This is a genomic window from Pseudomonas sp. McL0111 (assembly GCF_052567255.1).
This window is the reverse complement of the sequence record NZ_CP199585.1, coordinates 3780522-3800178: the sequence shown is the minus strand read 5'-3', so window position 1 is coordinate 3800178 and position 19657 is coordinate 3780522. Positions and strand designations below refer to the sequence as shown.

Annotated in this window: 26 protein-coding genes and 1 pseudogene; 14 read left to right on the top strand and 13 right to left on the bottom strand. The window is 54.4% G+C overall.

Translation table 11 applies throughout. The annotated features are described in order from the left end of the window. Positions 1 to 139: 139 nt before the first annotated feature. Positions 140 to 439 (top strand): hypothetical protein, encoded by a 300-nt coding sequence (locus tag ACTWLJ_RS17435; protein ID WP_445177725.1) that lies wholly within the window; start codon positions 140 to 142, stop codon positions 437 to 439. Between the two features lie 292 nt (positions 440 to 731). Beyond that, positions 732 to 944, top strand: coding sequence for a cold-shock protein (locus ACTWLJ_RS17430; RefSeq protein ID WP_003179963.1), 213 nt, complete (start codon positions 732 to 734; stop codon positions 942 to 944). Between the two features lie 73 nt (positions 945 to 1017). On the opposite strand, the gene ACTWLJ_RS17425 is transcribed toward ACTWLJ_RS17430, so the two are convergent. Continuing rightward, entirely contained in the window at positions 1018 to 1335 is a 318-nt protein-coding gene (locus ACTWLJ_RS17425; protein WP_445177724.1) for an I78 family peptidase inhibitor, read from the bottom strand. A gap of 166 nt (positions 1336 to 1501) precedes the next feature. After that, on the bottom strand, positions 1502 to 1807 hold the full coding sequence (locus ACTWLJ_RS17420) for a hypothetical protein (RefSeq protein WP_445177723.1): 306 nt from the start codon (positions 1805 to 1807) through the stop codon (positions 1502 to 1504). Positions 1808 to 1939: 132 nt separating this feature from the next. On the opposite strand from ACTWLJ_RS17420, the gene ACTWLJ_RS17415 reads away from it, so the two are divergent. Further along, the gene (locus tag ACTWLJ_RS17415; protein WP_445177722.1) at positions 1940 to 2152 is read left to right on the top strand and encodes a hypothetical protein; all 213 of its coding nucleotides are present in this window, start codon (positions 1940 to 1942) and stop codon (positions 2150 to 2152) included. Positions 2153 to 2186: 34 nt separating this feature from the next. Here ACTWLJ_RS17415 and ACTWLJ_RS17410 read toward each other — a convergent pair whose 3' ends face one another. The 8 genes from ACTWLJ_RS17410 to ACTWLJ_RS17375 all read right to left on the bottom strand — a co-directional run bounded on the left by ACTWLJ_RS17410 (position 2187) and on the right by ACTWLJ_RS17375 (position 9808). Further along, on the bottom strand, positions 2187 to 3215 hold the full coding sequence (locus ACTWLJ_RS17410; RefSeq protein ID WP_445177721.1) for a nucleoside hydrolase: 1029 nt from the start codon (positions 3213 to 3215) through the stop codon (positions 2187 to 2189). Between the two features lie 45 nt (positions 3216 to 3260). After that, positions 3261 to 3665: a D-ribose pyranase gene (rbsD, locus tag ACTWLJ_RS17405; protein ID WP_445177720.1), complete on the bottom strand. Its 405-nt coding sequence runs from the start codon at positions 3663 to 3665 to the stop codon at positions 3261 to 3263. Next, a complete protein-coding gene (rbsK, locus tag ACTWLJ_RS17400; RefSeq protein ID WP_445177719.1) occupies positions 3662 to 4579 on the bottom strand; it encodes a ribokinase in 918 nt (305 codons plus the stop codon). Before rbsK ends, rbsD begins: the two co-directional genes overlap by 4 nt. A 24-nt stretch (positions 4580 to 4603) precedes the next feature. Continuing rightward, positions 4604 to 5623, bottom strand: coding sequence for a LacI family DNA-binding transcriptional regulator (locus ACTWLJ_RS17395; RefSeq protein ID WP_445177718.1), 1020 nt, complete (start codon positions 5621 to 5623; stop codon positions 4604 to 4606). Between the two features lie 3 nt (positions 5624 to 5626). Continuing rightward, a complete protein-coding gene (locus tag ACTWLJ_RS17390; protein WP_445177717.1) occupies positions 5627 to 6604 on the bottom strand; it encodes an ABC transporter permease in 978 nt (325 codons plus the stop codon). Next, positions 6601 to 8154, bottom strand: a complete 1554-nt coding sequence (locus ACTWLJ_RS17385) for a sugar ABC transporter ATP-binding protein (protein WP_445177716.1) — start codon at positions 8152 to 8154, stop codon at positions 6601 to 6603. The genes ACTWLJ_RS17390 and ACTWLJ_RS17385 overlap by 4 nt, the downstream gene beginning before the upstream one ends. 56 nt (positions 8155 to 8210) lie before the next feature. Next, positions 8211 to 9167 carry a sugar ABC transporter substrate-binding protein gene (locus ACTWLJ_RS17380; RefSeq protein ID WP_445177715.1) on the bottom strand — a complete coding sequence of 319 codons (957 nt, stop codon included), beginning with the start codon at positions 9165 to 9167 and terminating at the stop codon, positions 8211 to 8213. 197 nt (positions 9168 to 9364) lie between these two features. Next, the gene (locus ACTWLJ_RS17375; RefSeq protein WP_445177714.1) at positions 9365 to 9808 is read right to left on the bottom strand and encodes a hypothetical protein; all 444 of its coding nucleotides are present in this window, start codon (positions 9806 to 9808) and stop codon (positions 9365 to 9367) included. Positions 9809 to 10157: 349 nt separating this feature from the next. On the opposite strand from ACTWLJ_RS17375, the gene ACTWLJ_RS17370 reads away from it, so the two are divergent. From ACTWLJ_RS17370 to ACTWLJ_RS17360, 3 genes are all read left to right on the top strand, one after another. Further along, the gene (locus tag ACTWLJ_RS17370; protein ID WP_401213982.1) at positions 10158 to 11246 is read left to right on the top strand and encodes an asparaginase; all 1089 of its coding nucleotides are present in this window, start codon (positions 10158 to 10160) and stop codon (positions 11244 to 11246) included. A 198-nt stretch (positions 11247 to 11444) separates the two neighbouring features. After that, positions 11445 to 11714, top strand: a complete 270-nt coding sequence (locus ACTWLJ_RS17365) for a DUF1654 domain-containing protein (protein WP_401214041.1) — start codon at positions 11445 to 11447, stop codon at positions 11712 to 11714. A gap of 4 nt (positions 11715 to 11718) precedes the next feature. Further along, on the top strand, positions 11719 to 12408 hold the full coding sequence (locus tag ACTWLJ_RS17360) for an endonuclease (RefSeq protein ID WP_401213979.1): 690 nt from the start codon (positions 11719 to 11721) through the stop codon (positions 12406 to 12408). A gap of 54 nt (positions 12409 to 12462) precedes the next feature. Here the strand turns inward: ACTWLJ_RS17360 and ACTWLJ_RS17355 are convergent, their stop codons facing one another. Then, positions 12463 to 13374 (bottom strand): siderophore-interacting protein, encoded by a 912-nt coding sequence (locus ACTWLJ_RS17355; RefSeq protein WP_445177713.1) that lies wholly within the window; start codon positions 13372 to 13374, stop codon positions 12463 to 12465. Positions 13375 to 13460: 86 nt separating this feature from the next. Further along, positions 13461 to 13829 carry an SPOR domain-containing protein gene (locus ACTWLJ_RS17350; RefSeq protein ID WP_401213975.1) on the bottom strand — a complete coding sequence of 123 codons (369 nt, stop codon included), beginning with the start codon at positions 13827 to 13829 and terminating at the stop codon, positions 13461 to 13463. A 250-nt stretch (positions 13830 to 14079) separates the two neighbouring features. Here ACTWLJ_RS17350 and csrA point away from each other — a divergent pair, with 250 nt between their 5' ends. Then, positions 14080 to 14274, top strand: a complete 195-nt coding sequence (gene csrA / locus ACTWLJ_RS17345) for a carbon storage regulator CsrA (protein ID WP_003179932.1) — start codon at positions 14080 to 14082, stop codon at positions 14272 to 14274. A 228-nt stretch (positions 14275 to 14502) separates the two neighbouring features. Here the strand turns inward: csrA and ACTWLJ_RS17340 are convergent, their stop codons facing one another. Then, positions 14503 to 14958, bottom strand: coding sequence for a DUF2214 family protein (locus tag ACTWLJ_RS17340; RefSeq protein ID WP_445177712.1), 456 nt, complete (start codon positions 14956 to 14958; stop codon positions 14503 to 14505). Between the two features lie 703 nt (positions 14959 to 15661). On the opposite strand from ACTWLJ_RS17340, the gene ACTWLJ_RS17335 reads away from it, so the two are divergent. The 7 genes and pseudogenes from ACTWLJ_RS17335 (at position 15662) to ACTWLJ_RS17305 (ending at position 19645) form a co-directional block, all read left to right on the top strand. After that, the gene (locus ACTWLJ_RS17335; RefSeq protein ID WP_445177711.1) at positions 15662 to 16087 is read left to right on the top strand and encodes a hypothetical protein; all 426 of its coding nucleotides are present in this window, start codon (positions 15662 to 15664) and stop codon (positions 16085 to 16087) included. Between the two features lie 377 nt (positions 16088 to 16464). Beyond that, entirely contained in the window at positions 16465 to 17421 is a 957-nt protein-coding gene (locus ACTWLJ_RS17330; RefSeq protein ID WP_145306061.1) for a tyrosine-type recombinase/integrase, read from the top strand. Between the two features lie 77 nt (positions 17422 to 17498). Next, positions 17499 to 17645, top strand: a pseudogene (locus ACTWLJ_RS17325) (site-specific integrase); the annotation flags it as partial. 280 nt (positions 17646 to 17925) lie between these two features. Beyond that, a complete protein-coding gene (locus ACTWLJ_RS17320) occupies positions 17926 to 18171 on the top strand; it encodes a hypothetical protein (protein WP_445177710.1) in 246 nt (81 codons plus the stop codon). A gap of 229 nt (positions 18172 to 18400) precedes the next feature. Then, on the top strand, positions 18401 to 18640 hold the full coding sequence (locus tag ACTWLJ_RS17315; protein WP_445177709.1) for a hypothetical protein: 240 nt from the start codon (positions 18401 to 18403) through the stop codon (positions 18638 to 18640). A gap of 242 nt (positions 18641 to 18882) precedes the next feature. After that, positions 18883 to 19122 carry a hypothetical protein gene (locus ACTWLJ_RS17310; protein WP_445177708.1) on the top strand — a complete coding sequence of 80 codons (240 nt, stop codon included), beginning with the start codon at positions 18883 to 18885 and terminating at the stop codon, positions 19120 to 19122. A gap of 22 nt (positions 19123 to 19144) precedes the next feature. Further along, positions 19145 to 19645, top strand: coding sequence for a hypothetical protein (locus ACTWLJ_RS17305; RefSeq protein ID WP_445177707.1), 501 nt, complete (start codon positions 19145 to 19147; stop codon positions 19643 to 19645). The last annotated feature ends 12 nt before the right edge of the window (positions 19646 to 19657 follow it).

The window sequence follows — 19657 nt, the reverse complement described above, 5'->3', positions numbered from 1 at the left end:
CATGCTAGCACAGATGAACGGTCGCCGATGTGAACGAATCAAAATGTCCATTTCTGGAGCGAAAAGTGAACTTGGGATATACGCTTTGCCTCGAATAGACTGAGAATCGTCGCCGATATCAATCCAAGGAGTTACAGACATGCGCCTTATCCGTCTTTTTGCTTTCGCGGCCCCACTGGCCATGCTTCTGCCGCTGAGCGCTCAAGCGGCCTGGCCTGCCGGCGTAAAAGCCCAGTACATGAGTGACTGCACAGCTGCTGCCAGCAAAAGCGTCAACCCTACTGTGGCCAAGCAACATTGCACCTGTGGCGCCGACGTCCTGGAGAAGAAATTCACTACACAGGAAATCGCCCAACTGATGGACAAGAACACCCCGCCAAGTGGCGAACTGGGTCAGCGCGCACTGAAAGAAATCTCGGTTTGCCGGGTACAGAAATAAGCCCTATCGAGAGTGCTTTCGAGCTGCGGAGGGCTAAAAAAGCCCTGAAAAAGCCCTGAATTCGATAATTTACGCAGCTTTTATAGCTTTTTTTACACCCTTGCTTCCCGACCAGAAGCCCCGTAAACCGGGGCTTTCAGCGATTTCAGCAAGCGAACAAAGTGCAATATGAAAGCAAACAGCACGTCCGGGGGGCTTACAAAGTGAACATTTCGACTATGATACCCGGGTGTGCCCAGTTGGCCTGAGCAGCACAGTACTACTGAAAATATATGTTTCTTGGAGATACACCATGTCTAATCGCCAAACCGGCACCGTTAAATGGTTCAACGATGAAAAAGGCTTCGGCTTCATCACTCCTCAAGGTGGCGGTGACGACCTGTTCGTACACTTCAAAGCTATCGAATCCGACGGTTTCAAAAGCCTGAAAGAAGGCCAGACTGTCTCCTTCGTGGCTGAGAAAGGCCAAAAGGGTATGCAAGCTGCACAGGTTCGCCCAGAGTAATTTCTCGGCGCACTAAAAAAACCCCGTCCATGTGACGGGGTTTTTTATTGCCTGTAGCAAAAGCTGGCGGCAATCAGCCGCAGTTGACGCGAGTGACCACCAGATTGTTATCGGTGTTCAGATTCAGGCGATCGGAGCGGTACTCAAGGGTGATCATGTCGTTTGGCTTGAGGAAACGAGCGTTCTGCGCTCCGGCCTTGGCACGAGCCTGTTCCAGCAGTTCCGGCGAAGCCTTCTTGCCAATGGCAAACTCCGCCGCCGTTGCTTCACAGCGGCTGTGACCGGTGTCGGTCGCCACAGTGTCCTTCGTCGAATCGCTGGAGGTAGTGCTGCAACCGGCCAGCATGGCAACGGCCATAAGTGCACCCAATGACGCGAACTTCAAAGGCATGAAGCCTCCTTCTTTCAATAGTTAAGCTGAGATCGTGCGACCGCCATTTTGGCATTTGGTTTCGCACCCAGTGCTATCACCCTGCCCCACGACCCGGTAAAACGCCGAGTGTGCCTCAATAGCGTCCGACGTTTGTACGCGTAATCGTCACTGAATATTAACGAGCTCAGTAGACGTCGATGTAGTCATACGGTGGGTTCGGCCAGTTTTCCTTGAGCGCATTGAAGATCTGCATCACCCAGACTTCATCGCTGGCCGCGACGTTGCCGACGTAGCCCGAACCCTTGGCCCAGGTCTCCAGCCGAAACAGCAGTCCGTCGATATCCTTACCGCCGGTAACGCCAGAAGAAAGGTAAGCGATGCCGCCCTTGGTGACACGCAACTGAGTGTGTTCGTCGTCACTGGCCGAGGCCAGCAATCGGCGTACAGCCTCAAGTGTCAGGCCGTCAGGGGTGTTCAAATCAATCTGCACAACGCGATCCTTGGGTCAGCCGGAAAAGACCAAGTGTCGCACAGCACCGGGCTCATGCCTAAGTCGCAGTGCCAAACGCCCGACAAAGTGGTTAACTCGACACTCAGACTTCCCGACCTTTCGAGCACACTCATGAGCAGCGTAAGCATCGACGCCGACATCAAGGCCAAATGGGCAGACGGACACAGTTCCTATAGTCCGGGGACCACGGAGGAACTGGCAATTATCGGGATAGACCTTTTGGTCAAGGAATTGGGAACCGTAGCGGCTCAGCAATTCATCTCGCAGATATTCGAGCGATATCCGCACGAGCAGGTCGTCGATACACAAACCACCGACGCGTAAAAAACCCGCAGGCTGGCACCTGCGGGCGTATTGCTTACTTCAGACGCTTCAGGCGTTCGGTCAACAGATCGAAGAAGCCTTGCGCATCGCCGTTTTCCACCCAGAAGGCGTTCTTCGGTGCCTTCAGGCCGTCGTACCAATCGACAACGGTCTGGCCGAACGTCGGGCCTTCGCGGCTATCGACAACCACGTTCACCGAGCGACCGGTAAACAGTTCCGGCTTGAGCAGATAAGCGATAACGGTGGCGTCATGCACCGGGCCACCCGGGATGCCGTAGTGCTCCATATCCCCTTTGATGTACTCGTTGAGGATGTCGCCGACAATCTTGCTCGCATTGTTGTTCAGCGCTGCGATCTGCTTCAGGCGCGCATCACTGGTGAGAATCTTGTGCGTCACGTCCAGCGGCAGATAGGTCAGTTTGACGCCGCTTTTCAGGACCACTTCAGCCGCTTGCGGGTCGGCAAACAGGTTGAACTCGGCCACAGGGGTGATGTTGCCGCCGTTGAAATGCGCGCCACCCATGATCACCACTTCCTTGATGCCTTGAACGATCTCCGGCTCCTGAATCAGCGCCAGCGCCAGGTTGGTCTGTGGACCGAGCATGGCGATGGTGATGCTGTGCGGCTTGGCTTTTTTCAGGGTATCGATCAGATAGTTGACCGCATTGCCTTCTGCCAGACCTTGTTTCGGCTCATGCACGGTGACACCCGACAGGCCTTCCTTGCCATGGATGTTTTCGGCGTAGATCGGTGTGCGCATCAGCGGTCTAGGCGCGCCGGCATACACCGGCACTTCCTCGCGCCCTGCCCATTCACGCGCCAGACGCGCATTGCGTGAGGTCTTGTCGAGGCGCACGTTGCCGGCCACGGTGGTCAGCGCACGAATGTTCAATTCGTCTGGCGAAGCCAGAGCGAACAGCAGTGCGACCACGTCATCGGCGCCCGGGTCGGTGTCGATGATCAGATCGATTTTTTCCGCGGCTTGAGCGCCTGTAACGGTAATCAGAGACAAGAGCAGAAAACTCCGAAGCAATTGGTGCAGTTTTTGAGCATAGCGGTGCATGGCGCATTCCTTGTGCTTAAGAAATCAAAAGGGCTTGAACCCTGTTTAGAACGTAACCCCAGCCACCAGCACGATGTTGCAGTACGGCTGACATTCGCCTGTACGAACAATCGCCCGTGCCTGTCGGCTAAGAACCTTGAATTGCTCGTGATTGAGCAGATCGCGCCGACCGAGGGCGCTTGAGTCATTCAACTCGTCCAGCGCGATCAGCGCGCTCGGCTGTTTGTCGAAGATTTCGCTGGCCAGTACATGACTTTCAACCTGCATTTCACTCAGCACGACTTTCAGTGTGCTGATGAAATCCGGAACACCGTGGGTCAATGCCAGATCGATCAACTCGACACCCGGCGGCACCGGCAGACCGGCATCACCGATCACTACCATGTCGCCATGGCCAAGGGATGCAATCAGTCGCGACAACGCGACGTTGAGCAAAGGAGTCTTTTTCATGCGGGTTTGAAGGCCTGTACGTCGGATTGCGTTGGAATGGAAGGTTGCGCACCGGCACGAGTCACAGACAGCGCGGCAGCGATCTGCCCATAGCGAATGGCTTCTGCTTCGGTCTGGCCGTCAGCCAGCGCCGCTGCGAAACCACCGACAAAGGTATCCCCTGCCGCCGTGGTATCGACAGCCTTCACCTTGGGTGCCGGGAAATGCTCGAAACGCTGGCCGTCGGCGAACAGCGAACCCTGAGCACCAAGGGTGATGATCACTTTGCCTGCGCCCATGGCAATCAGTCGGCTGGCAGCTACTTCGGCGGATGCCAGCGAGTCCACCGGCAAGCCGCTTAACGCCGTGGCTTCGCTTTCGTTGGGGATCAGGTAGTCAATCGATGCATACCAATCCGCTGGCAGCGGCCGACTGGCGGGGGCCGGGTTGAGGATCACGATTTTGCCCAGCTCGCGCCCACGCTTGAGCGCGTGACCAACTGAAGCATCCGGAATCTCAAGCTGACAGATAATGACGTCTGCGGCCTGTAGCACAGCATCGAACCGGTCGACGACTGCCTCCGTCAACGCACCATTAGCGCCGGCAACAATCACGATGGCGTTCTGACTGTTGTCATCGACCACAATCAACGCCACGCCGCTGGAATCCTCGACAGTGCTCACCGCCTGACAATCGATTTGCTCGGCGAGCAACGCATCACGCAATTGCACACCGTAGTCATCGTTGCCCACACAGCCAATCATCGCCACTTGCGCGCCCAGACGTGCAGCGGCCACAGCCTGATTGGCGCCTTTGCCGCCCGAAACGGTGGTGAACGAATGACCGATCAGCGTTTCACCACCCTTGGGAAGGCGTGGCGCACGTGTCACCAGATCCATGTTCAGGCTGCCTATTACCACTACATTTGCTGGCATACATCACTACTCGTCAATTCGGTTTCAGCGGTATTCAGTGAACACGCCGGACAGCGGCGCAGTCGACTCTCGCAGGACAATACTGGGGGTCACGATCCGTTGATCGGTGGCCAGACTCGGGGTGGCAATCCTTCGTAGCAGCACTTCGGCAGCCATCTCGCCCAGTTGCAGGATCGACTGGCCGACCGTGGTCAGCGCAGGGTAAACATAACGACTCATCTGGATATCATCGAAGCCGATGACCGACAGCTCCGCCGGCACGCGCATGTTGCGCTCAGCGGCGGCGCGCAGCACACCAATGCCGATCATGTCGTTGCCGGCGAAGATTGCACTCGGCGGATTTTTTTCCAGCAGAATCGCCGCCGCGTTGTAGCCACCGGTACTGGTGAAGTCACTTTCCAGCATGCGTTCAAGCGGCACTTCAATGCCCGCCTCGCTCAGCGCCCGGCAAAAACCGGCCAGACGCATTTGCGCCACACTGGTACTCGCAGGGCCGCCAATAGTGGCGATGTCTCGGTGACCAAGTTCCAAAAGATGCCGGGTCGCCAGATAAGCGCCGTACTCGTGATCGATGCGCACCAGATCTGCATTGACGCCTTCCAGACCCCGGTCGACGATCACCATCGGCGTCTTAACCCCGGCCAGCCCTTGCGCCAGACTGCTGTCACCACCGGCAGACGCGACGATCAAGCCGTCGATACGCTTTTCCAGCAGCACCCGCAGATAGCTTCGCTGTTTTTCCGGATTGTCGTCGGAGTTGCAGAGAATCACGCAGTAGCCATTACGCTCGCAGTAATCCTCGATCCCCCGCGCCAGTTCGGCGAAGTACGGGTTGAGGCTGTTCGGCACCAGCAGACCGATAGTCGCAGTGGTCTTGGCCTTCAGCGAACGAGCCACGGCACTCGGCACGTAATCGAGGCTTTTGATCGCCGCCTCGACTTTCAGTCGCACTTGCAGGCTGACCGGGCGCGTCTTGTTCACAACATGCGACACCGTCGTGTAGGAAATCCCCGCGAGCGCCGCCACATCCTTGATCGTTGCCATGGTTCAGCCCCGTCGACTTGCGCGTTGACTACGGTAAGTGTCGAGTACGACGGCAATGACGATCACCGCGCCGGTGATGATGCGCTTGGTCGGTTCGCTTGCGCCGATCTGCGCCAGACCAGCCGCCAGCACCGAAATGATCAGGACGCCGAAGAAGGTACTGATCACCGAACCGCGACCGCCCATCAGGCTGGTACCACCGATCACCACGGCCGCAATCACTTGCAGCTCAAGACCGGAACCAGCGTTCGGATCAGCCGCCTCCAGACGCGAAATCTGGAACAGTGCAGCGACACCGGCCAGCAAGCCCATCAGGCTGAACACCAGAATCTTGTATGGCTTTGGGTTGATCCCCGCCAGTCGCACTGCTTCTTCGTTGGTGCCGATGCCGATCAGGTAGCGCCCGAAAACGGTACGGGTCAGCACGGCCTGAGCGATGAAAATCACCAGCAAGGCAATGATGAACGAAGGCGAGATACCGAAGGCGATCGGGTTCGACAGCCAGGCAAACGAATCACCTATATAGGCAGTGCGCGAACCGGTCATCTGGTACGCCAGACCGCGAGCCATTTCCAGCACGCCCAGCGACACGATAAACGACGGAATCCGCCACGCTACAGTGATTGAACCAGTGACAGTGCCGGCCAATGCAGCTACGGCCATGCCCAGTAATGCCGATGGCAAAACACCCCAGCCCCAACCGAGAATTGCCACGCTCACCGTCGAGGCAGCGAGCGCCAGCACCGAACCTACCGACAGATCGATCCCGCCGATGATCAACACGAAGGTCATGCCGACCGCCAGCACCATCAGATCAGGGATCTGGTTGGCCAGGGTGCTGAAGGTGTTATAGGACAGAAAGTGGCTGCTCATGACCGAGAACAGCGCAATCATCGCCAGCAACGCACCGGCCAGCCCAAGGTAAGTGCCCAGGCCATAAAAGTTGCCACTACGTTTGCCGGCGGGAGATGCAGTTTTCATGGGAGATCCCTAGGCGTCGCTTCATTGAGCAACGCATCACGTTTTTGATAGCCGGCGAATGCGGCGGCAAGCAATTCATCCTGGGTCCAGCTATCGCGCTCGAAGGTATCAATCAGGCGCCCCGCAGACAGCACGCCGATCCGGTCACAGATCAGCATCAGCTCACGCAGGTCACTGGAGACCACCACCAGCGCTTTGCCCTGGCGAGTCAATTCACCGAGCAAATTATAAATGTCGAATTTGGCACCGACGTCGATGCCGCGCGTCGGCTCGTCGAACAGCAACACTGAACAGTCGCGCTCCAGCCAACGGCCGATCACCACTTTCTGCTGATTTCCGCCGGAGAGCTCGGACACAAGCTGTGTCGGGCTCGAACTGCGAATGCGCATGGCATCGATCTGCCGCTGCGCCAACGAAATTTCGTCGCCGTTGTTGACGATCCCTCCGTTAGAAATTTCCGGCATGTTGCCCAGCGCAATATTGGCGCTGATCGACTGACTGAGCAGCAGGCCTTCGCCCTTGCGGTCTTCGGTAATCAACGCAATACCATTGCGCACGGCATCGACCGGCGAACGAATGCTCACCACTTGGGCCGGTGAGCCGAGTGCCACGGTGCCGGTGTCGGCCAGATCAGCGCCGAAAATCAATCGCAAAAGCTCAGTGCGCCCTGCCCCGATCAGTCCAGAGATACCGAAAATCTCGCCAGCACGGACTTCGAAGGAAACATCCCGCACCTTGTCGGAACGGCCCAGCCCCTTGACCGTCAGCGCCGGGGCGCCAATCTTGCGTACCCCCATATCGATGTGCTCGCCGAGTTCGCGACCGACCATCAACGTGACCAGTTGCTCACTGTTGTAGTTGGCCATCGGCTCGACACACACCAGATTGCCGTCACGCAGCACGGCAATACGCTGTGCGACTCGCGCCAGTTCTTCGAGGCGATGGGAAATGTAGATGATCGAAACGCCACGCGCTTGTAGCCGGGTGATCTGCTCAAAGAGCATTTCGACTTCACGAGCGGTGAGCATCGCGGTGGGTTCGTCGAGGATCAGTACATGGCAATCGCCGATCAGATTGCGCGCGATCTCGACCATCTGCTGATGGCCGATGCCCAACTCGCCGACCAGTGTGTCGGGGTCGATGGCATCCAGGCCGACCTGAGCCATGGCCTCGATAGCGGCCTTGCGCAGTTGCTTGCGACTGATCCAGCCGCCATTGCTTGGCAGGTTGTCGAGAAACAGGTTTTCCGCGACCGACAGCGTCGGCAGCAGATTGAGTTCTTGCATGACCATGCGCACGCCCAGATCTTCAGCCTGGGTGCGGCTGCCGGGGCGATATTCCTTGCCCTGGAACTGCATCTGGCCAGTGGTCGGGGTTACCAGACCACCGATGATCTTCGACAGGGTGCTTTTGCCGGCGCCATTCTCACCGGTCAAAGCCAGCACTTCACCGCGCATCAGCGTCAAATCGATGCCCGTGAGCACCGGTTGCGCATAGGTCTTACCGATACCGCTGACCGAGAGGACAGCGTTCGGGGCGGAAACTGACATAAAAACTCTCCATGCGCTCGCCCGGACGGACGAGCGCCATTGTGTCGCCAGAAGACTTACTTGGTGACCAGCTCGACAGGCGTTTCGATCACACCGTTGGCACCGCTATCGACTTTCTCGCCCTTGATGATTTTCAGCGCCGTCTCGATACCGAACACCGCTTGCTTGGCAGCAAACTGGTCAGCAGTCGCCAACACGCGACCGTCCTTGAGCATTGGCTTGATGGCATTGATGTTGTCGTAACCGACGACTTTCACCTGGCCTGCCTTGCCGGCAGCGCGTACTGCTGAAACAGCGCCCAGGGCCATGTTGTCGTTACCGGCCAGCAGCGCTTTGACATCCGGGTACTCGCTGAGAATTGCCGCTGCAACCTTGTTGCCACCGTCCATTTCCCACTGACCGGATTGCAACGAAACAACCTTGATATTGGCCGCTTCCATTGCATCCTTGAAGCCTGCGGTGCGTGCCTGAGCGTTGGTGGTGGTGGACACGCCTTCAATGATGCCGACTTCGTCACCGGACTTCAGCTGCTTGGCCAGATACTCACCGACCAGACGCGCACCTTTACGGTTGTCCGGACCTACGAATGGCACAGAGATGTTTTTGCTTTTGATGATTTCCGGATCGAGCTGGTTGTCGATGTTGATCACGGTGATACCGGCATCGACGGCTTTCTTGATCACCGGCACCATAGCCTTGGAATCAGATGGCGCGATAACCAGCGCATTGACCTTCGCCAGGATCATTTGCTCGACGATACGCGTCTGACCGGCAGTATCGGTCTCGTCTTTGATACCGTTGGAAATCAGGTCGAAATCGGCAGAGTGTTCTTTCTGGTAGGCCTTGGCGCCGTCTTCCATGGTCAGGAAGAATTCGTTGGCCAGGGATTTCATGACCAGCGCGACTTTGGGTTTTTCCGGGGACTCGGCGAATGCCGAAGAGACAGGTAGTGCGGCGGCGGTAGCAGCCAGCATAGCGACAGCAAGAAGACGTCCAGCAAATGGCAGCTTCATGGGTTCACTCCGATCTTATGATTATTGTGAGCAACGCTTGCGCTGACGTAAGCTTGGTGACCCTGGGCTGATGGAATACATCACCGAAGTCGCCGCGCAAACGTTTGCGTAGACCGAACTATGCGAACCCTGCAGAGATTTGTCAACGTCTGGAAATCTGTATTTGCTGTAGGACGCTTAACCGCGCTTGCGCAATATCAGGCCGTGGTATTGACCAACGCGCCACTGCCGGTACCTTTACTCATCTCTTTGACCAAGGCACCCGCAACCTCTGCCAACGCACCGCTGGTTTCGGCGATCTGACCCTGAACAGACATGACAGCAGTTTCCTTGGCCTCAGGCGTCGGGTAGCTCGCGGCTTGCGCGGCCGCCAGTTGTTGTTGCTGTTCTTGAAGCTGCTTTTGCAGTTCTGCCATACGTTTTAGCAGCATCTTCACGGTGACGCTTTGATTGCCGCCACTTTCTTCAGCTTTATTGTCGTTCTGTACAGGACCGCCACCGGTGCGAACCTTGCCGTCATCCACGCCCAATGCGTCGGTCGAAGCCTCTTCTGCGGCATCGTTCAAGGCATGAATAGTCGCCGGCGTCTTGCCGGCGATGGTGATGCGGCCGGGATTCTCAAAACCGATTGTCATCGACATGTGTAACTCCTGAAAAAATAGATTCCTTGGAACCGCATCGGCCGGCTGATCCGTTTCTTTAGCAGTGCAAGGTCTGCGCTCGCACGGTTGCGCAGATAAAGAACGTGATGCCTTTCGGTGAGCCGAACACAGAAGCCAAAACTATTCGGTAAACCGGACACGGGGTTACACAGCGTGATCAACGAATCGTTTAAATACTGATATAAATCATAAAGTTAAACATTTTTCTCAAGCACAGTACGGATGGTACAGATCCTGCTCTTCTCCTTGCACCCGGGCATTCAGATCAGCCCGGGACGCATCTAGATGAACCTGCATCAGCACCGTCTCACTACTAGAGAGAAAAATAATGAAATCTGCTTTCAACACTTTGGTTCCGGGCGCTTTGGCCCTTCTCATGCTCCTGCCCACCGCCCTTCAGGCAAAAGAAGTCGAAACCCAGAACAAGCTGGCTAACGTCGTGGTACTTGCCACTGGCGGCACGATTGCCGGCGCTGGCGCCAGCGCGGCCAACAGCGCTACTTATCAGGCAGCCAAAGTCGGTATCGATCAATTGATCGCCGGCATTCCCGAGCTGAGCAAACTGGCAAACGTGCGTGGCGAACAAGTCATGCAGATCGCCTCGGAAAGCATCACCAACGACAACCTGCTGCAACTGGGTCGTCGTGTGGCCGAACTGGCCGACAGCAAAGACGTCGACGGCATCGTGATCACCCACGGCACCGACACTCTGGAAGAAACCGCCTACTTCCTGAACCTGGTTGAGAAAACCGACAAGCCGATCATCGTTGTCGGCTCCATGCGTCCGGGCACCGCAATGTCGGCAGACGGCATGCTCAACCTGTACAACGCCGTCGCCGTCGCCAGCAGCAAAGATGCTCGCGGCAAAGGCGTCCTGGTGACCATGAACGATGAAATCCAGTCCGGTCGCGACGTCAGCAAAATGATCAACATCAAGACCGAGGCGTTTAAAAGTGCCTGGGGCCCGCTGGGGATGGTTGTTGAAGGCAAATCCTACTGGTTCCGCTTGCCAGCCAAGCGTCACACCATGGATTCGGAATTCGACATCAAGAACATCAAGAGCCTTCCTGACGTAGAAATCGCCTATTCCTACGGTAACGTCAGCGACACTGCCTACAAAGCCCTGGCCCAGTCCGGCGCCAAAGCCATCATCCATGCCGGTACCGGCAATGGCTCGGTGTCTTCCCGCGTGGTTCCGACCCTGCAAGCCCTGCGCAAGGACGGCGTGCAGATCATTCGTTCTTCCCACGTCAATGCCGGTGGCTTCGTTCTGCGTAACGCCGAACAGCCGGACGACAAGTACGACTGGGTTGTGGCACACGACCTGAACCCGCAAAAAGCCCGCATCCTGGCAATGGTCGCCCTGACCAAAACCAACGACAGCAAAGAGCTGCAACGGATGTTCTGGGAATACTGATTGACCTTCGCCCGGCCATTTCCCGGCCGGGCACTCTTCCCTCGATTCGTCTTTGTGGCGAATCGCGGGACGCTTGCACCTCCCGCATATTTTTCTCACAAATAAATCGATCAGCCCTACACCAAAACCGAAAAATCACTGTCAGAGGATCTTCTTGAATTTTAAGCAGTTGCGAAAATGCCTACAGTTAAATACTGTATGCACGTACAGCTTAATAAGGATAACCTCGTGGCCACCTCCCCTGATGCTCCTGACGCTTATGAACGCATGGGTATTCGCGTTCAAAAAATCATCAATTCCCCCACCGCACAAAAAGCCAAGGCAGCACTGATCTTTCGGCTGCCTGACGAGCCGATGGACGAGTGGGAGCAACTGCTTGAGGAAATCGACGAGAACGACAACGTCACCCTCGCCTATCGCGACGATGGCGGCGTGCAGATTTTTTGGGTTGTGCCGAAGGAAGATTGATTCAATGATTGTTCGCTGTTTTGCTTTGCTATTGCTGTTTATCGCGATGGGTGCACAAGCGGGCGCACCCCGTACGTTCACCGAAGCCAAGAAGGTCGCCTGGAAACTTTACGCGCCGCAGTCCACCGAGTTTTATTGCGGGTGCAAATACACCGGCAACAAAGTCGATCTGGCGGCATGTGGTTATGTGCCGCGCAAAAACGCCAAACGCGCTTCGCGCATCGAGTGGGAGCACATTGTTCCTGCCTGGCAGTTCGGCCATCAACGCCAATGCTGGCAGAACGGCGGACGCAAGAATTGCACGCGCTATGACCCGAGTTACCAGAAGGCCGAAGCCGATCTGCACAACCTGGTGCCAAGTATTGGCGAGGTGAACGGCGACCGCAGCAACTTCAGTTACGGATGGCTACCGGTGCAATCCGGCCAGTACGGATCGTGTCTGACTCAGGTCGACTTCAAGGCCAAGAAGGTCATGCCCCGGCCTTCGATTCGCGGCATGATCGCCCGCACCTACTTCTACATGAGCAAGCAGTACGGTTTGCGCTTGTCGAAGCAGGATCAACAGCTGTACGAAGCGTGGAACAAGACTTACCCGGTGCAAGACTGGGAACGTCAGCGCAATCAGAGCGTGGCTTGTGTGATGGGACGCGGCAACGAATTCGTTGGACCAGTGAATCTGAAAGCCTGCGGCTGATCGATCGCGCAAAAGAAAAGGCCTCGAACGTGATGTTCGAGGCCTTTTTTGTGACTAGCTTCCGGCCTTGTTGTAACGCCAGTAGCCCATCAGATTGAGTGACTCGCGAGGGATACCGCATTCCTTGATCAGGTATTTGCGCAGACTCATGACTGCCGCACTTTCCCCGGCGATCCAACCGTAAAATCCTTCGGTGGCGGCACCGGCGATGTCCCAGAGAATATCCTTGTCGATATCGACATCTGCCAGCTCGACCGCTTGCCCGACTGACGAAGCACTCGCGGGCAACACTGCCTGACGCACCGACTCCACCATCAATGAACCGGCAACCGCTGCACTCGTCTGATCGCGAATCAACCACTGCACCGAAAGTCCGGGCCAATCGGGCACAGCCAGCATGTCTTGCGCGCTGTCCACTTCGAAAAATGCCTGGGTTTGTGGGGGCTCGGCGAGTGCGGCTAACTCATCCAGAATGCCCATGACCGCTGGCAACGCCGTCGCATCGGCAACCAACAAAACCTGACTGAGATTTTGTGGTGGTTTCCATTCAAATCCGCCCGCCTCCTGCGCAGTGAATGCGCTGTCAGGAGCGAGGATTTGCATCGACTCTCCTACCTCTGCCCGCAAAGCCCAACGCGAGGCAGGACCGGTTTCGCCGTGCAGAACAAAATCAATATCCACTTCGCCTTGCTCGGCACGCAGATGACGGATTGTGTAAGTGCGCATCGCCGGGCGCCGATCACCGAGCATCGCGCGAAAACGCGCATACCAACCCTCTCCTTGTGAAAGCCTGGCAGGCGAGCCGTCAGCGGCAGGAAAAAACAGCTTCACTCGCTGATCCGGCGCCCAGGTCGCCATGCCGCCAATCGCCGGATCGGCGAGCGTGATCCGCATGAGATGCGGGCTCAGAAGAGTTTTACGGTGCAGAACTGCACTGAAGAGCTTGTAGGGAGTGGCGGACGCCATGCGGAGCTCCTTCAAGAAATCGTGATTGACTCGTATAAGACGAATCGCATCCGATGACCTTTAGGTTGCTCCGCCGAGAGGTGTGCTTACGGCGCGATTGGGTGCTCGAGCACCACCGACTCGATATTTTGCTTCTTGGCCTTCACCAACGCTGCGTCCACCTGCACCTGCCGAGCTTCGGCCTCGGCCTTGGTGTTGAACGGGCCGATCAAAATACGTGTTTTACCGCTGCTGTCCTTGATGACGGTCGGAACGAAAGCATGCTCAATCAACCAGCCGCTCAAGTCACTGACAGCCTGAGGCGTTTCACCGCGCACCTCAAGATCCCACTGCGGAGCAGAAGCCGCCGCAGGAGCAGTCGCGACTACCGTTTTCGGCTTCGGCGCGTCTACACTCTTGCCTTCACCACAACCTGCCAATGCCAGTGCCGCGACCAACCAGACCAATTTGCGCACAACGCGTCCCTCTGAATTTTCAAAGCGGCGATCTTAACATTCATAAATACTTCGCGAGGCCCGCAAAATGGGCACAAAACAACGAGATTGATGATTGCAGCCTCTGTATAGTTACGCCCTGGGAATTAATGCCGCATCTGCGCGTCAGAAAGAGGCACCCAAACCGTGAGACTTCGCACTAATCTATACGTACCACCGACCTCTGCACTGTCTGAATCAGGTGCCCTACAAAGCAATCAAGGAGAAGACCATGCTGATACTCACCCGCAAAGTCGGTGAAAGCATAAACATCGGTGATGACATCACCATCACCATTCTGGGCGTTAGCGGCCAGCAAGTTCGCATCGGCATCAATGCTCCGAAAAACGTTGCAGTGCACCGTGAAGAAATCTATCAGCGCATTCAGGCTGGCCTGACCGCCCCAGACAAGCCACAAACTCCCTGAATCCTGTTGCAGTCAGTAGCCAGTTCGGTTGCCCCACGCAATGACTGGCTAAAGATTCAAGCGCCGTATTGCCATCCGCGTTTCGCTGCGGGTCACGGCGCCTGCCATGCACTCCCCTCGATCCACTCCGCCCAACCCACTTCATCCCCCTTGTTGCAGCCGATACTACCTGCCATTTACCGGGCTGACTGTCGGACATTTCCGATAGTGCGCAGGGAATTGTGCCACCTAACCAAATGTCACTCCGCGAGCCATGCCTGTGGCTGCGATCACCATGAGCACCAGCAGCAGCGCCTCGAGATGACTGATCCGGGCAAACATCTTCGCGCGCCCGATATCGAGGCCCGCACCACGCGCCTTTGCGATGCGCCACTTGATCAGGGTGATCATCGGGGCAAGCTCCATCAATAGGATTAACACGAATAGCGTCATCTTCAGATGGAACAGCGGCTGATGCAGATAGTAGTCAGTGCCCTTTTCGTACCCGCCAAAGGCACGCATCCCACCTGTGATCAGCAGGATCAGTGCACAAATCCCCCAGAAATTATCGGCAAGCAATACCCGCCTCACTTCGCCCGTCCCGGCTGCGAGCTGGCTGAACGCCGTACCACGCGTCAAGACGGCCCAGAAGCCCAGGGCAAAAGCCAATAGATGAACCGCCGCAAGAAACCAGTGTGCAAGCATCGACGCACCTCCATCAGACACAGTTAAGTACCGGCCAGACAGTAGTAGTCGAAAAGCAACGGATTCGCCCTGCTCGAATGAACGGGGAAAATTGATGAGGGTAAATTTTGGAGAGCCCAGAGCTAAATCGCGGGCAAAAAAAATCCCAAGCAGCTGATGGAAGCTTGGGATTTAAAAATGCATAAACCGTGGTGGTGAACGCGAGGCGAATATTACTGAATCAAACGACTTGTAACAATGTATTTTTGATAACTGCTTGGTTAAAAATAGACGTAAGCTGTTCAATATCCACACTATTTTTAAGGAAGAAGGCGACGAGTGGTGAAATAACGGTACGAAACGGTGTGAAATCGCGCAGGTAGCGAAAGTGACAATCGCGGGGTTGTGACGCCGTATCGAGAGGTTCAAGCTAGCCCGCGGCCAAATTGAAGGCCGAGTGGATCGACGGAGCAAACGCAGATTTTCATGGAGCTACTTGAACTGTTTTCCAAGCTTATTGATGCCCTCGCCAACTATGAACCTTACAGCAAACCTCGCAGAGTCTTCACACGGGGATTCATCATGCTCTGTGTGATGGTCGCTGTATTTGAGTTGGTACTGCTTAACCACATCTATAGCGGGCGATGAACGCTGCGCCTCGACGCATGTTTTCCAATCCCGGGTAATCGCCGCAAGCACTCCCCCCTATTAAAGGTCACATGGAATGAGATCTACAGAACACAGCACCTCACAACCCGCCCGCATCTCCATAGCAGTCTTGGGCATCGTGCCAGGCTTGGCTGTCGCAATCTGGATAACCCGAAAAGACGAATACTTCCTGGAAAACTTCGCGGCTTATTGGCTACCCCAAGCCGCCGTGCTTGGCGCAGCGATGCTATTCAGAGCATCGCGAAAAGCGTTAGGCGGAATAGGCATAGCGATGGCGTTGTATTTGTACCTGTTCGACATTTGGGCGACGGAGTCCATGGCCTGGCTGTTTTATCTCTTCAGCTTCCCTGGCGTGCTCATCGGTGCGTTACTCGCCGCTGTTACCCCGACACGAAAACCATTTGAAGTGATGATTGCCTTTGCCTGGGTCGTGCTTGGTATTGGAGTGAATCTGGCAATGTTTTTTACGGGGCTATTTTAAGCACATCACATGGAGGCACAAATCGCTGCACCCTATGCAAAATCCATTTCCAATGGTCGCACCGCTGAATACTTGCATGCCGGCCTTGGATATTTCCTCTAACCAGAAATAACAAAACCCGCTCAATGGCGGGTTCAAAGCTTATCCAGTACATCTCAAGCGGCAGCCCCAAGAGTTTTGCAAATCGCAGACAACAAAAAAGGGCCCACCTTTCGGTGAGCCCTTCTAGACCGCCCAGCAGAGCGGATTTTGTTTGGTAGGCGCGATTGGACTCGAACCAACGACCCCCACCATGTCAAGGTCTGCTAGGAGCAAGCTCCAAGCCCTGCTGCTCTTGGATTTCACAGAACGCCCATTCACATCATGAGGCGTCAAAAATGGCCAATATTCGCTTACTTCCATCCGGAAACTGGAACGCTCAGGTACGCGTAAAAGGTAAACCTCCCCACTCAAAAACCTTCAACACCAAAGCTGAAGCAGAGTCATGGGCAAACCAGCTTGAAGCCGTGACGATGGATCGCAAACATCACACTATCTATACGTTAGGTATGACGTACTGCGAAACCATGCTCAAGGGCAAAGGCAGCTACGACCATGCACTGCAAATCGTGGAGCATCTGGGCAGACACTTCACCCAGCCCATTCACGAAATCACGCCTCAGATGATTAACGACTTCAAGATCATGCGACTGAAGAAAGTGAAGCCGTCCACGTGCAGAACGCAGCTCGCATTTATGTCCCGCTTCTATAGGTTCGCCAAACGCGGATTACTGATCGACATTCACAACCCTGTGAGTGATATCGCCCTACCGAAGCCAGACCGATCTTCTGACAAGGTGATCCGTGCGAGCGAGCTTGAGCGACTATTGGGGAAGCTCTCACCCACCATGAAGCTCATCGTTGAACTGGCTTATGAGACTGCCATGAGACGATCCGAAATTCTGAAGCTGACAAAAGACTGCCTCCACCTCAAGGACCGTATCGCTGATGTTATCGACGGGAAGAATGGTACACGGTCAGTTCCCCTCACCCACCGTGCGGTTGAGATTCTTGAACTCGCCCAACTTTGGGCCATTGTGGCACGCCACCCAAACGGTCAAGTATTCACGGTTACACCGCACGCCGTAACTCAAGCCGTGCGCTTGGCACGTGTGAAGGCTGGCTTAGACAGCAGTGTCAGGCTACATCAACTCAGGCACACCAGAATCACCAACGTCGCGAAGAAAGGCTTCAACAATGCTCAGATCATGATTGTGTCAGGGCATAGAGATACACGATCCGTGGCGCGATACTCCCACCTCAATGTAAGGGACGTGCTGCACTTAATCGACTGATCAAAAACGGATAGGCAGCCATGATGAATTAGGAGTTGGCTGCCTCGCCCCATCCAAAGGATTCAGCAGGGACAAGACAAAATGCAGGAGTAAAAGACTCCCTAATCAAGCGTATCGCTGGTCACGAAGACTCTGCCGTCACCTTCGGCGTATACGGAAGCCGCATCCCTATTAAAACAATGGCCGAAACAATCCGACACCTAAACTTTGAATTTGAAAATTAGCTAATAAAAAGTTGTTGACAAATGCTCAACGGCATTGACTTATTCCCTCTTTAAAGTGTATAATGGCACATATAGGAGAAGAAGTAACAATGCCTTCCGCAGCTCCCTCCCTGCCTATTACTGATACTCAGCCCTTCCCTTCTGTATTGTCAGTAACTTGTTATTTCTTCTCCGCAGAACTCTGAGTCGTAACCCTTACAGATTACGGCTTTTTTATTGCCTGATGCACAACACATTCAACAACTCTTCATAACCACTCTAAAAAATGGAGCAAATCATCATGTCTGTAGAAAAACAATGCGCAAGCTGTAACAAGTCATTATTCGGTAAGCGCAGTCACGCCGTTACTTGCGGCAGTACGTGCCGGGGCATTCAGTGGCGAGCAAACAAAACACCAATGGTTCCTGTGAAGATTGCATTTAGTTCCACCAATTTCGCTGCAATCAAGAATGCTGCTGAATCTCACGGCATGTCAATCAACAACTATATTCAGGATCGTCTGATCCGAACCGTGGAGTGTGCATAAGATGCGAGTGCAACTGAATGACCGAGCTGTGTTTCAACTTGAGGATTTAATGCGTCGTGCTGGCCACAAAAGCCACCAGCACTGTCTTCAAGTTTTAATTACCACTGCAAGCAATAATGTTCGTCATAATGATGCAAGGAAAGCGGCAACAGCAAGCATCTAAACCCCATCAATCCAAAAAATACTTTCAACAAAGTTAGAGGACAAACTACATATAAGGAACCAAACCTTGAACTACATCTTGATCCACAAACCATCTCAACTTATCAAGACCATTGTAACCAGCTCACTACCACCTACACCTGATAGTGAACATACATTTCTTGCTGCTCCTGAAATAGCACTAACCAAATACTACAAACTAAAATCCAAAGCTAACCGCCGAGGTGTACTTGTATCAACTGGTGATCTAGCAGCAGTATCACCATCATTCTTGGAATCACTGACGGCCTTAAAGCGTAAGCGTTAAGCCATTTCATTGACAGAAACTGAATAAATATGCGTACTCCTGGCTACCCTACAGGGTACGGTGTTTATCATGTCTACACCCCTTGTAAACAGGGCATCTAAAACGCCCAAAACACCTTATCTCAGGTGTCTTTCACAAAAAATCAAAGGAATAAAAATTGACTATCGAAACAAGTTTCGATTTGGATCGTTTGACAACTGAGCATGGTATGTCAGCACTTCATGAAGCGCATGGTGACTATCGTGAGTAATCTAGATCACTTCACTCAGGGACTCACAAAAGCATTTGAGCGACGACGTGCAATGCAACAACAAGCAAAGGAATGCACACAACCTACACAGCAGCTTGATACCAGTATTGTAAGTGCTACAGCTACCAAGCAGCCAGCCAAAAAACCTGATGATGAAGTATACAAAGAATCTCTGCTGAGCAAGATGAGAGTACGACTTGCACAAATGAAAGCAAATGATAACAGCCAATAAACCAACCATAAGGAATAATGCAATGACCAATGCAGCTACCAATCCACAGACCCGTATTTCGATCAAGGGTGTACCGCGCAAATATGATGCTAACGAACTGCTACAACGTCAGCAGGGGTTTCACGCTATGTATCGTTCAACTGACCAAAATTGTGAGATGGTAAGGGGAGAGCTTCCATATCTCTTTCTTACCAAGGTGATTGAGAAGGTCGGTGAGGGTTATATCTTGACCGACCGTTATCCTTTGACCATGAGCAACATGAACTATCACTGTCACATGACCAAGCCGCAGCACTTGCAAACCGCTGACTTGGCGATCATTGATGAGAAAGTGAAGCAAGACTACATTGTTGAGCTGGAAGCAGAACTTGTAGAATACCGAAAACTCCTCACCCAACAATTGTTGGAGAAAGCAGAACTGGCGGAGCAGAAGAAGATTTCAGACAAACGAGCAAAACTGCTGGCGGATGTGGAACGGGAAGTCAGTGATGTTTTCGGTGAGCAACTCGTAGTGCCTGACTAACACAGCGACACC